The following is a 12,343-nucleotide window of genomic DNA, read 5'->3' as shown; positions in this document are numbered from 1 at the left end:
GTCGGCTCACCCCGGGCCGGAGGGGCCGGGTGAGCGGGCCCGGGGATCGGGCGAGGCGTGGCGTCACCTCACCCGGACCGGGCGACGGGTCGGATCGCCCGGGGCCTGGCGACGGAGTCAGCTCGCCCGGGGCCAGCGGGGCCGGGCGGTGGGAGCCGACCGGGCGGCGACGGGCCGCAGACCGGGCCGGACCGGCGGAGCGGCGACCCGCGGGACCGGACCGCGCGCCGCCTGAGCCGCGGCGGCCGGGCGGACGGCCTGACCCGGCACCGCCCGCGCCGGCTGTCCCGGCACCGGACGTCCGGCCTGCCCGGCGGCCGGACGGGCGCCGGACGGGCCGGTCAGCACGAACGGGAAGGGCACGTGCACGAACGGGTTGCCGTGCCGGATCAGCGCGTCGATCTGGCGGTCGTTGAGACCGTGTGTCTCCAACACGCGCCGGCCCCAGCGATGCAACCGGCAAGGGAACGACGAGCCGTCGTTGCGGCACTTCGGCCCCGCGGGCCACTCCTCGGCGGCGTGCACCACCACCGCCCGGACCGCGAGGCGGACGTCCTCGGGGGTCAACGGTGCCGGTACCGGCACCTCGCCCAGGATCTGGTCGATGGGATCCGTCGACTGCTCACCAACTCGCACGGCAGGCCTCCCGCAGCTCGGCAGCGGTGCGGCGGAACGGCCGCACCACATCCTCGCCCACTGGTACGGCCGGGAAACGGCAGCAGTTCAATCCCGCCACGCGGCGAGCAGTTCGGCCGGCCCGATCGCCGTGACACCGTCAACCGCACGGCCACTGCGCACCACCGCGACGACCGGCGTCTGGTCGTCGGCGCCCGGTAGCTGGGCGCGGTGGTGAAGCAGCCGGGCCAGGTCGTGACCGTCGAACGCGCCGTTCTCCAGCCACTTGACCGAGCCCACGAACGTGATCCGCTTGGCCACCGGGCTACGGTCACCGCCGACCAGGTCGATCTCGGGATCGTTGATACGCGTCCAGTACCCGCCCACCACCGCCGTCTCGAACGGCAGGTGCCCCGGCGGCAGCCGGCGCAGCGACTCCCGGATCACCGGCTCGACCGCACGTCCCCGCCATGAGGTCCAGGACGAGTGGATGCGGGCGAGGGTCAGATCCCCTCTGCCGCGCTCGATCTCGGCGAGGTAGTGATCGAGGAAGGCGAGCCAGAAGCGGAGATACGGATCGGCGACCACGTACCGGGTCTCGCGCGAAGGACGGGTGGACAGCGGGAGGGTGGCCTCCACGATCCGTTTGTCAGCCAGCAGTCGGAGCGCGCGGTGCAGCGAAGCCTGCGGGATTCCGCCGGCGGCCCGCGCGATGGAGGAGGCGGTGCGCTCCCCGGAGCCGATGGCGCGCAGCACCACGCCCGGCTGGGACTGCGGCGGAAACTCGGCAGCGAGGGCCCGTTCCCCGCTGACGATCAGTGCGGACGTGGGATCCGGGACAGCCTTGGCGAGGTAGTCGCGCACGGTCTCGCCGGGGGCCCAGTCGTCGAGGACGAGCGGCAGGCCGCCGGTGACGAGATACGCATCGATGGCATCCACCGACGGCAGCTGGAGCATCTCGCCCACGTCGCCGGGGCTCAGCGGCGGCACGACCATTTCGGTCGCGCGTTGGTGGAACGGCCGACCGTAGTCGTTGAGCGCCTCCATCATCGCCAGGTCCGAGCCGACGCAGATCAGCAGGACCGGCCTACGGGACAACTCCCGGTCGAAGACCTTCTGGAGGGTGCCCTCGAAACCTGGATCGGTGGCGATGAGGTAGGGCATCTCGTCGAGCACGACGACGCTGGTCTGGTCCGCGGGCAGCGCGGCGGCGAGGAGGGTGAGTGCCGCGTCCCAGGTGGCCGGTGCCTGCCCGGCGAACAGACCCGCTCCGGGAAGTGTCGAGCCGGCCGCCGCCGCAACGAAGAGCCGCAGGTCGGCGGCGGGTGTGGGTTGCGCCGAGGCGGTGAAGAAGAGGTGGGGTACGCCCGTACGCTCGACGAACTCCTCCACGAGGCGGGACTTGCCCACCCGGCGACGTCCTCGCATGAGCACTGCTCGTCCGGGCCGTCCTGCGCGTCAGACCAGGCCGGCGTCCTGGACCAGGAGGGCCACCTGCACGCGGTTGTTCAGGTCGAGCTTCGTCAGCAGGCGCGACACGTACGCCTTCACCGTCGCCACGCTCATGAACAACTCGGCGGAGATCTCCGCGTTGGTCCGGCCCCGGCCGAGCAGCACCGCGACCTCCCGCTCCCGCTCGGAGAGGCCGTCGAGCAGCCGCACCGCCCGCTCCCGCTTCGGGTCCGGGCTCGCCCCCGGCGCGGTGCCGGTGACGTGCGCGATGAGCTTGCGGGTCACCGCCGGGGACAGCGTCGCCTCCCCCGCCGCGACCCGGCGTACCGCCGCCACGATCTCGGCCGGCGGGGTGTCCTTGAGCAGGAAGCCGCTCGCCCCGGCGCGCAGCGCCCGCAGCACCTGCTCGTCGGCGTCGAACGTGGTGAGCACCAGCACCTCGGGCGGTTCCGGGGTGGCCCGCAGCGCCTCGGTGGCGGCCAGCCCGTCGACCCGGGGCATGCGGATGTCCATCAACACCACGTCCGGGGCGTACGCGGCGACCGCCGCCGGCACCTCGGCGCCGTCGGTGGCCTCGCCGACCACCGCCAGGTCGGGTACGCCGCCGAGGATCATCGACAGCGCGCCGCGGACCAGCGGATCGTCGTCGACGATCAGCACACGCACCGGCGCGCTCACCGGGCCGCCCAGGGCAGCCAGGCGGTCAGCCGGAAACCGCCGTCGGCGTCCCGCCCGTGTTCGAGGCGGCCACCGGCGAGCGTGACCCGTTCCGCGATCCCGACCAGCCCGGTGCCGGCGCCGGGAATGGCGGTGGGCGACGCGCCGACCGGCCACGGGTTGTGGATCTCCACCGCCAGCCCGTCCCCCGGGCCGCCCGCCAGCCGGACCGTGACCACCGCGCCGGGCGCGTGCTTGCGGGCGTTGGTCAGCCCTTCCTGCACGATCCGGTACGCGCTGCGCCCGATCGCCGCGGGCACCGCCTCCGGCTCGATCACCTCGTCGACCACGGTGACCCGTACCCCGGCGTCGCGGCTCTCGGCGACCAGCGCGGGCACGTCGGCCAGCGTGGGCTGCGGCCGTTCCGGCGTGGCCTCGGAGCCGACCTCGGCCCGCAGCACGCCGATCACCTCGCGCAGGTCCTGGAGCGCGGCGTGCGCGCTGGCCCGGATCACCCCGGCCGCCCGCGCCACCTCCTCCGGCGGCGCGTCCGGCCGGAACTCCAGCGCGCCCGCGTGCAGGCTGAGCAGGGAGATCCGGTGGGCGAGCACGTCGTGCATCTCCCGGGCGATCCGGCCGCGTTCGAGCTGCCGGGCCTGGTCGAGCCGGAGCTGCTGCTCGGCCTCGGCCCGCTCGGCCCGGTCCCGCAGGGACAGCACGAGCTGGCGGCGGGCGCGGACGAACAACGCCCACGCCACCACCACGCAGATGAACAGCCCGGTCCACACGGCGGAGGCCCAGACCGGCAGCGTCGGGTCGGGCCGGACCGCGAGGTAGACCGGCAGGCTCAACAGTTGCCAGGCCACCAGCGCCAGGCCCACCGGCAGCGGCCGGTGGACCAGCACGGTGAACACGATGACCAGCAGCGCGACACCGCCGGTGACCGAGAAGAGCGCCAGCGGCGCGGTCGCCACCGCGAGCCCGACCGGCCAGCGCCGGCGCAGCCAGAGCGCGCCGCTGACGAGCAGGCCGACGAGCAGGTCGACCTCCTCCAGCCAGGCCGGACCGGCGTTGAGGCCGAACTCCGGTGTGGCGCTGGTCACGTCGCCGTGCGCGATCAGCACCCAGAGCAGCGAGGCCACGAACAGCACGCCGTCCACGAACCAGTCCCGCGGCGTCCGCCGGGCGGCTCGGGCGGGCACCAGGGAGCCCGGCAGGAGCCAGGGATGATCGGGTACGGCGGCACTGGTCACCCGTCCATGCTAGGAAGCCCTCCGGACCGGCTACCAGCTACCAAAGTCGACGCCTGCGGTGAACCGAGGTCGACGGCGGCGCAGACCGCCGGCCGCAGCGCGTGACCGGGTGGCCCCGGCAGGCTCGACGGCATGATCGAAGTCGACCAGCTCACCAAGCGGTACGGTCCGCACACCGCCGTCGAGGACGTCACGTTCCGGTGCGAACCGGGTTCCGTGACCGGTTTCCTCGGGCCGAACGGCGCCGGGAAGTCCACCACGATGCGGATGATCTGCGGGATGACGCCGCCCACCTCGGGCGGCGCCACAGTCGGCGGACGCCCGTACCGGCACCTGCCCAATCCGGGACGGGAGATCGGCGTGCTGCTCGACGCCTCGGCGCAGCACGCCGGGCGCACCGGGCGGGAGACGCTCACGCTCGCCGCCCGGACCATGGGCGTGGACCGGGGGCGGGTGGCGGCGGTACTCGACCAGGTCGGGCTGAACGACACCGCGGCCCGGCGCCGCGTCGGCGCGTACTCCCTGGGCATGCGGCAGCGGCTCGGCCTGGCTCTGGCGCTGCTGGGCGACCCCCGGGTCCTGATCCTGGACGAGCCGGCCAACGGCCTCGACCCGGAGGGGATCTTCTGGATGCGCGGCCTGCTGCGCGACTTCGCCGACCGGGGCGGCACGGTGCTGCTCTCCTCGCACCTGCTGCGCGAGGTGGAGGCGGTGGCCGACCGGCTGGTGGTGATCGGCGGCGGCCGGGTGGTCGCCCAGGGCGGCAAGGACGAGCTGCTCGCCGGTGCCGGCACGCTCGTGCGCGCCCGCGACCCGCACGCCCTGCGCCTGACGCTGGACCGGGCCGCGCTGCCCGCCACCGCCGGCACCGACGGCGGCTTCGTGGTCCGGGCCGAGCCGGGCCGGGTCGGTCAGGCCGCGGCGGACGCCGGACTGGTCCTCACCGAACTGCGCCCGGCCGGCAGCGGCGGCCTGGAGCAGCTCTTCCTCACCCTCACCGCCGGCGCGTCGACCAAGGAGGCCGTCCGATGACCACCACTGCCGTTCCGACCGCCCGGCCGCGGCACGAGCCGGCCGTCGCCGGTCCCTCGCTGGCCCGGCTGACCGCCGTGGAGCTGCGCAAGCTCGCCGACACCCGGGCCGGACGCTGGCTGCTGATCACGATCGGGCTGATCGCCGCCGCGATCGTGGTGGTGCAACTGTTCGTCGTCGACGCGCCGGACCAGACGTTCACCGCCTTCTTCACGCCGTCGCTGCTGCCGGTCGGGCTGCTGCTGCCGGTGCTCGGCATCCTCTCCATCACCGGCGAGTGGTCGCAGCGCAGCGCGCTCACCACGTTCGCGCTGGTGCCCCGCCGCGAGCGGGTGATCGTCGCCAAACTCGCAGCGGTGGTGCTCGCCGCGCTCGCCTCGGTGCTCGTCAGCCTGGCCGTCGCCGCCGCCGGCACGCTCGCCGCCCGCGTCACCGGCGGGGCGGGCGCCTGGACGTTCGACTGGCAACTGCTGCCGCACGCGGCGGTGTTCCAGGTGGCGAGCGTGCTGATGGGCGCCGCCTTCGGCCTGCTGCTGCTGAACACGCCGCTGGCGATCGTCACCTACCTGCTGCTGCCCACGGTGTGGAGCCTGCTCGCCGCGATGATCTCCGCGCTGCGTGAGCCGGCCCGCTGGCTGGACACGTCGTACACGATGGAGCCGCTGCTCGGCGCCGAGATGAACGGCGGGCAGTGGGGCCGGCTCGGCGTCTCGCTCGCCGTCTGGGTGCTCCTGCCGCTGGTCGCCGGTCTGGTGCGCACCATGCGCCGGGAGGTGTCCTGACAGTGACCGCCTGGCAACCCGGCGAGGACGTCGTGGTCGACGGCGGACGCGGCGAGCTGGTGCTGATGTGGGCGGGGTTCCCGCTGCTCGGGGCGGGGCTGGGCGCCGGGCTGACCGCGGTGTCCGGCTGGATCGCCGGGCTGGCCTGGTTCCCGTTCCAGGGCCTGTTCGAGTTGCTCGACCGGTGGCCGGACGATCGGGCGTACCCGATCGGGGCCGGGGTGGGCCTGCTCGGCGGCCTGTTCCTGGCGGTGGTGGCGGTCCGCGAGCGGCTGACCGTCACGGTCGGGCACCGGACGGTGCGGCTGCACCGCGACGGGCACGGCCGGGACCTGGCGCGCGCCGACGTTGCGGGGGTGTTCGTCGACGGCAAGGCGCTGGTGCTGCTGGACACCGCCGGTGGCGAGCTGGTCCGGGAGAAGTCCGACCTGGACGCCGAGCGGCTGCGGGAGGCGTTCACCCGGCAGGGCTGGCCGTGGACCGGGCAGGACCCGCACCGGGACGCGTACCGGCGGTGGGTGGAAGGGCTGCCCGGCCTGCCGTCCGGCGCGGACGCCCTGCTGCGCGCCCGGCAGCGGGCGCTCGACGGCGGCCACGACGCCGAGACCCGGGAGTTGCACGGGGAGCTGGCCCGGCTCGGCGTCGTGGTCCGCGACGAGGGCAAGCGGCAGTACTGGCGGCTGGTCGCCGGCCCGCCGCAGGGGTGACCGCCGCCGCCGGGCTGCGATCTTCGCGCCGAGGATTCACGTTCGTCCATACGGGTGCGGCTCGCCGGACGGCGGCGGCCCGGCCGGAGTACGTCGGTGCGACGGGAGGGACCGGCATGGCGGTTCGGCGCCTGGTTCCTGCTCGGCGCGCTCGTCTACGCGCTGTACGGCTACCGCCGTTCGGCGCTGGCCCGGCGCGACGAGGACACCGCCGACCGGGCGCGCTGACCGCGCGCCGCCCCGCCGGCCGACGTGACATGCCACATCCGCTGGCGCGTTTCCGGCATCAGAACGAACTGTTCGGGCATGTTCTCCGTACACACGTGTGGTTCGTGACGTCTACCTCGGAGGCATGGTGTCCGCACTTCGAACTGATCCATTCGCGGGGGCGATTCTCCAGGTCGGCGTACTCGCGGCCCTGGCCGGCACGGTCGGCCTGAGCGCGTACGGCTGGCTTGCCGGTCTGCTCTTCGGGGTGGTGACGGTCGCGGCGCTCGGATACGGGCTGCGCCGCTCGGGCGCGGACCGGCTCGGCCCGGCCGACTGGGTGACGCTCACCCGGGCGACGCTCGCCGGCGGGGTTGCCGCGCTGACAGTCGACTCGTTCCGCGAGCCGATCGTGGTGCCGGTGCTCGTCGTCCTGAGCGCGGTGGCGCTGTCGCTGGACTGGGTCGACGGGCAGGTGGCCCGGCGTACCGGCACGGTGAGCGCGCTGGGCGCACGGTTCGACATGGAGGTCGACTCCTTCCTGGTCCTGGTCCTCTGCGGGTACGTCGCCGACCAGGTCGGTGCCTGGGTGCTGGTGATCGGCGCGATGCGGTACGTCTTCGTCGCCGCCGGCTGGGTGCTGCCGTGGATGCGCGGCTCGCTGCCTCCGCGCTACTGGCGCAAGGTGGTCGCCGCCACGCAGGGCATCGCGCTGGCGGTGGTGGCGGCAGGCGTCCTGCCCCGGCTGCTCGCGGTCGCGGTGCTTCTCGGCGCGCTCGCGATGCTCGTCGAGTCGTTCGGACGGGACGTCGCCTGGTTGTGGCGGCACCGCGTACCGTCGCGGCGGCGCCCGGTGGCGCTCCCGGCCGCGCCGGTGTCCCCCGCGCCCGCCGGTCACCGCTCCGAGTGGGCGCCGGGCGCGCGGATCGCGCGCGAGCCCGCCGAGGTCGGCGGGCGGCGCCCGTGACCGACCTGTCCCGCCGGGCGGACGGCGACGACGCCCCGAACGGCACCACGACCGACGGCACCGCGAACAACGGCACCACGACCGACGGCACCGCGACCGACGGCACGACGGCCGAGAGCGACCGCGCCACGAGCGACCCGGGCGACAGTGCCGCGTCCGACGCCGGCCCGGTCGACCGCACCCCCGGCCACACAGGGGCCGGGGACGACGGCGTCGCGACGCCCGGCCGACCGCGCGCCCGGCGGCTGCTCGCCGCGACGGTCACCGCGCTGGCCGCCGCACTCGTGCTGGTGGCGCTCGTCGCCCCGAGCGACGTCAACGAGTTCAGCCCTGGCGCGTTCCTGCGCATCCCGGTGGAAGGGCTGGTCGCCGTCGCCCTGCTGCTGGTCCTGCCGGCACGTCCGCGCCGGGTGGTGGCCACGATCCTCGGCGCGCTGCTCGGCCTGGTCCTCGTCCTCAAGGTCGCCGACCTCGGGTTCTCGCTGGTCCTGGACCGCCCCTTCGACCTGATCGCCGACTGGACGTTCCTCGGCGCGGGCGCGGAGTTCCTGTCCGAGTCGTACGGCCCGGCCGCCGAGGTGGGTGCGGTGGCGCTGGCAGTGGTCGCCGTTCTCGCCGTACCGCTGCTGGTGACGCTGTCGGCGCGGCGGCTGGCCCGGGTGGTGGCCGGCCACCGGATGGTCTCCGCGCGCGCGACCACCGCGCTCGCCGCCGCCTGGGTGGTCTGCGCCGTGCTCGGCGCGCAGATCGTGCCGGGCGTCCCGGTCGCCGCAGACACGGTGGCGGCCGGTCTCTACGACCGTGCCCGGCAGGTACGGGCGGGCCTCAACGACCAGGAGACGCTGAACACGCAGCTCGCCGGCGACCCGTTCCAGAACGTGCCGGGCGACGAGCTGCTGACCGCGCTGCGCGGCAAGGACGTGCTGTTCACGTTCGTGGAGAGCTACGGCCGGGTCGCGCTGGAGGACCCGGACCTCGCACCGGAGGTGGACGCCGTCCTGGACGAGGGAACCCGCCAGTTGCGGGCGGCCGGATACGGCAGCCGCAGCGCGTTCCTCACCTCGTCCACCACCGGCGGCGGGAGCTGGCTCGCGCACGCCACGCTGATGAGCGGCATCCGCGCGGACAACCAGTTGCGCTACACCAACCTGGTGCGCAGCGACCACCTGACCCTCAACGGCGCGTTCAAGCGCGCCGGCTGGCGCACCACGCTGGTCATGCCGGCGCTCACCCGGGCCTGGCCGGAGGCCGACTTCTTCTCCCCCGACCAGGTGTACGGCGTGAAGGAACTCGGCTACCGGGGTCCGCTGTTCAGCTTCTCCTCACCGCCGGACCAGTACACGCTGTCGACGTTCCAGCGCCGCGAGCGCGGACCCGGGCACGCACCCGTGATGGCCGAGATCCCGTTGCTGTCCAGCCACATCCCGTGGACGCCGGTGCCGCCGCTGGTGGACTGGGACGACGTCGGCGACGGCTCGGTCTACAAGGGGACCGCGCGCGCCGACCGCGCCAAGGAGGGCACCCGGGAGGCGTACCGGCAGTCGGTGGTCTACACGCTGCGCACGCTCATCTCCTACGTGCAGCGGTACGGTGACGAGAACCTGGTGCTCGTGTTCCTCGGCGACCACCAGCCGGCCCGGGCGGTCACCGGTGAGGGCGCCGGCAAGGACGTGCCGATCACAGTCGTCGCCAAGGACCCGGCAGTGCTCGACCGCATCGCCGGGTGGGGCTGGCAGGACGGCCTCAACCCCGACCCGCAGGCCCCGGTCTGGCCGATGGAGTCGTTCCGTGACCGGTTCCTGCACGCGTTCGGACCGAAGTCCACCACTCACAGTTAGGGATGTCGTGACGATGCTCGCGCGGGCCTGGGGGATCACCCGTTCCCTGGCCGTCTACCACGGTCAGCCGGCCAAGCACCGGCGTGCCCGGCAGCTCTACGGGCAGTTCCTCTCCCCCGGCGACCTCGGCTTCGACATCGGCGCCCACGTCGGCGGCCGGGTGCGTACCTGGCGGCGGCTGGGCGCGCGGGTGGTCGCCGTGGAGCCGCAGCCGGACTGCCTGCGGGTGCTGCGCCTGGGCTTCGGGCGGGACGCCGACGTGACGATCGAGCCGACGGCGGTCGGTGCGCGGTCCGGGAGCGCGCGGCTGGAGCTGTCCAGCGCGACGCCGACGGTGTCCACCATGTCGTCGTCGTGGATCGAGTCGGTCACAGCCGATCCGAGCTTCGCCGGGGTCCGCTGGGACCGGTCGGTCGAGGTGCCTGTGGTGACGCTGGACGACCTGATCGCGCGGCACGGCGTACCGGCGTTCTGCAAGGTAGACGTCGAGGGCTTCGAGGTCGACGTGCTGGCCGGGCTGAGTCATCCGGTGCGCGGGCTGTCCTTCGAGTACCTGCCGCCCGCGCACGACTCCGCGCTGGCCGCGTTGGAGCTCGTGGAACGGCTGGGCGCGACGGCGGGCGGCTACCGCTACAACTACTCGCCGGTGGAGACCATGCGGTTCGCGAGCGACCGGTGGCTGGACGCGGCCGGGCTGGTACGCCTGCTGGAGACGTACCGCCCGGCCGGTCGCTCCGGCGACGTCTACGCCCGGCTGGCGGCCTCCTGAGCGGCGCCGTCAGAATCGGTACGCGGTGTGGTACTCGGGCACCAGCACGCGGCTGCGCGGCGAGACCCGGCGCACCTCGGCGACGAGGGCGTCGAGGCGTTCCCGGTCGCTGTCGGCGACCGTCGGCGGGTTGGTGAGCGCCGTCTCGAAGTTGTCCCAGTGCACCGGCACCACGACCTTCGGACGGTCCAGCGCGGCCATCAGGCGGGGCACGTAGTCGGCGGTCGCCGTGGTGGCGGCGGAGGCGACCATCGCGACGTCCGGGGCGAGCCCGCTCAGCTTGCGCTCGTCGAAGTCGCTGGCGCCCATGAAGAACACGGCCGGGCCGCCGTCGACCCGGATCTGGTACGCCAGCGTGTCGCCCTCGGGCAGGTCGGCGATCGTCTCCGGATGGGGCGGCCGGCTGATCCGTACCCCGGGGAAGGCCATCGACCAGGTGGGGTTCCGGCTGCGCAGCGAGCCGGCCACCTCCACCGTGTACCCGTCGAAGTCGAGCACCTCGCCGCCCTTGACCGGGGCCAGTTGCCCGGTCGGCAGCCCGTACGCCAGGCCGAGGTGATACGCGGTGAGCGTGCCGAAGACCCGGGCACCGGTCCGGGTGGCGATGTGCGGCACGTCGTTGAAGTGGTCCCAGTGGGTGTGGGTGACGAAGATGTTCTCCGCCCGGTCGGCGAGCCGGTCGACCACGTCGGCGGCCACTGTCAGCCGGGTGTCGGGGTTGAACGGCTTCCGGAACAGCCCGGTGTCGTACCGGCTCAGGTACGGGTCGACGAGCACCGTCCGGTCCCCGATGTCGATCCGCCAGCCGGAGGTCCCCCACCAGCGGAAGCTCACCGCGCCGCCGCGTCGCGTACCGCCGGCGGCGCGGCTCGGCGCGGCGACGGGGCTCGGCCCGGCGGCGCGGGCCGGGGCGCCGGCGACGAGTCCGGCGGTGGTGACGGCGGCGGCGCCGACCGCTGTGTCGCGTAGCAGTCGACGGCGGGCGTAGCCGGACGGCCGGTTCTCGGGCATGTGTCGTCCTCCCCGTTCGGGATCGGTGATCGGTAGGCCCAGACCACCACCCCGCCGGCGTCGATGTCCAAGATCGACGAGCGCAACGACCGATATCCGGACCGATATCACCGCAGGCCAGGCCGGTGGCCCGGCCTGGATCAACGCAATGAATCGACGGCGGTCCGGGCCGCCTCCCCCATCGCCAGGTCCACGTCGATCCGGCGGGCGGCCAGCCGTTCGGTGCGTACCGCCACCGCGATCGCGTACCTGCGGCCGTCGGGGTACTCCGCGACGCCGGCTTCGAGGTGCAGTCCCGGCAGGGTGCCGGTCTTCCCGGCGACCCGGACCCCGGGTGGGAAACCGGCGGCCAGCCGGGTCCAGAAGAGCTGCCGTGCCATCAGCTCCCGGACCATGGCGCACGCGGGCGCCGGGCCGGCCTCGTCCCGCCACACCAGACGCAGCAGCCGGGTCAGCTCCCGGGCGGTGCTGGAGCTGGTGTGCTCGGGGTCGAAGACCCGCATCGCGCGGACCCGTTCGGGCGACAGGGTGGGGAAGATCCGCGCGAAGTCCGCCTCGGTGCGTGCGCCCACGTCGGAGAGCATCGTCTCGACGAGTTGCCGGGGGCCGCCGACGATCCGGGTACGCGGCAGGTCCAGCTCCGCGGCCAGCATCGGCAGCACGTCCGCCCCGATCCGGCGCAGGAGCAGGTCGGCCGCCGTGTTGTCACTCACCGACATGGCCAGGTACGCGAGGTCGCGCAGGGAGACCTCCACGTCGTCGGCGCAGCCGGCCACGCCCCAGCCGCCGAGCCGGTCGGCGGCACCGACGAGCACCCGTTCGGTCGGGTCGAGCTGGCCGGCGGCCGCCTGCCGGGCGAACTCCAGCACCACCATGATCTTGAAGATGGAGGCGATGACGATCTGCTCGTCGGCGCGCAGCGCCACCTCACCGCCGGCCGGGTCGTCCACGTCCACGACGTGCAGGCACCCCCGCACCCCGGCCCGCCCGAAGATCTCCCCGATCCGTTCCGCCACATCCACGCCGACACGGTAACCAGCGGCGACGCTAGGG

13 protein-coding genes are annotated in these 12,343 nt (G+C 74.2%); 7 read left to right on the top strand and 6 right to left on the bottom strand.

Annotated elements, in window-relative coordinates:
* Positions 1-117: 117 nt before the first annotated feature.
* The 4 genes from ML5_RS06895 to ML5_RS06880 form a co-directional block, all read right to left on the bottom strand.
* On the bottom strand, positions 118-636 hold the full coding sequence (locus tag ML5_RS06895) for a hypothetical protein (RefSeq protein WP_013284328.1): 519 nt from the start codon (positions 634-636) through the stop codon (positions 118-120).
* Positions 637-723: 87 nt separating this feature from the next.
* On the bottom strand, positions 724-2,043 hold the full coding sequence (locus ML5_RS06890; RefSeq protein ID WP_236619372.1) for a DUF234 domain-containing protein: 1,320 nt from the start codon (positions 2,041-2,043) through the stop codon (positions 724-726).
* 30 nt (positions 2,044-2,073) lie between these two features.
* A complete protein-coding gene (locus ML5_RS06885; protein WP_369752233.1) occupies positions 2,074-2,766 on the bottom strand; it encodes a response regulator in 693 nt (230 codons plus the stop codon).
* Complete coding sequence (locus ML5_RS06880; protein WP_013284325.1) at positions 2,742-3,977, bottom strand: sensor histidine kinase; 1,236 nt, start codon at positions 3,975-3,977, stop codon at positions 2,742-2,744. Before ML5_RS06880 ends, ML5_RS06885 begins: the two co-directional genes overlap by 25 nt.
* Before the next feature lie 132 nt (positions 3,978-4,109).
* Here ML5_RS06880 and ML5_RS06875 point away from each other — a divergent pair, with 132 nt between their 5' ends.
* The 7 genes from ML5_RS06875 to ML5_RS06850 all read left to right on the top strand — a co-directional run bounded on the left by ML5_RS06875 (position 4,110) and on the right by ML5_RS06850 (position 10,279).
* Positions 4,110-5,009, top strand: coding sequence for an ABC transporter ATP-binding protein (locus ML5_RS06875; RefSeq protein ID WP_013474198.1), 900 nt, complete (start codon positions 4,110-4,112; stop codon positions 5,007-5,009).
* Positions 5,006-5,791 carry a hypothetical protein gene (locus ML5_RS06870; RefSeq protein WP_013474197.1) on the top strand — a complete coding sequence of 262 codons (786 nt, stop codon included), beginning with the start codon at positions 5,006-5,008 and terminating at the stop codon, positions 5,789-5,791. The genes ML5_RS06875 and ML5_RS06870 overlap by 4 nt, the downstream gene beginning before the upstream one ends.
* Positions 5,792-5,793: 2 nt before the next feature.
* Positions 5,794-6,498, top strand: coding sequence for a hypothetical protein (locus tag ML5_RS06865; RefSeq protein WP_013474196.1), 705 nt, complete (start codon positions 5,794-5,796; stop codon positions 6,496-6,498).
* 96 nt (positions 6,499-6,594) lie between these two features.
* Positions 6,595-6,726, top strand: a complete 132-nt coding sequence (locus ML5_RS33080; RefSeq protein WP_013284321.1) for a hypothetical protein — start codon at positions 6,595-6,597, stop codon at positions 6,724-6,726.
* A gap of 124 nt (positions 6,727-6,850) precedes the next feature.
* Positions 6,851-7,672: a CDP-alcohol phosphatidyltransferase family protein gene (locus ML5_RS06860; RefSeq protein ID WP_221488134.1), complete on the top strand. Its 822-nt coding sequence runs from the start codon at positions 6,851-6,853 to the stop codon at positions 7,670-7,672.
* Complete coding sequence (locus ML5_RS06855) at positions 7,669-9,510, top strand: sulfatase (RefSeq protein ID WP_013474194.1); 1,842 nt, start codon at positions 7,669-7,671, stop codon at positions 9,508-9,510. Before ML5_RS06860 ends, ML5_RS06855 begins: the two co-directional genes overlap by 4 nt.
* 13 nt (positions 9,511-9,523) lie before the next feature.
* Entirely contained in the window at positions 9,524-10,279 is a 756-nt protein-coding gene (locus tag ML5_RS06850) for an FkbM family methyltransferase (protein WP_013474193.1), read from the top strand.
* A gap of 9 nt (positions 10,280-10,288) precedes the next feature.
* Here the strand turns inward: ML5_RS06850 and ML5_RS06845 are convergent, their stop codons facing one another.
* Together ML5_RS06845 and ML5_RS06840 are read right to left on the bottom strand one after the other, a co-directional pair.
* Entirely contained in the window at positions 10,289-11,290 is a 1,002-nt protein-coding gene (locus ML5_RS06845) for an MBL fold metallo-hydrolase (RefSeq protein ID WP_013474192.1), read from the bottom strand.
* A 140-nt stretch (positions 11,291-11,430) separates the two neighbouring features.
* The gene (locus tag ML5_RS06840; protein ID WP_013474191.1) at positions 11,431-12,312 is read right to left on the bottom strand and encodes a serine hydrolase; all 882 of its coding nucleotides are present in this window, start codon (positions 12,310-12,312) and stop codon (positions 11,431-11,433) included.
* Positions 12,313-12,343: the final 31 nt, after the last annotated feature.

This window comes from Micromonospora sp. L5, from assembly GCF_000177655.2.
GTDB lineage: Bacteria > Actinomycetota > Actinomycetes > Mycobacteriales > Micromonosporaceae > Micromonospora > Micromonospora aurantiaca.
This window is presented reverse-complemented; position numbering and strand designations above follow the sequence as displayed.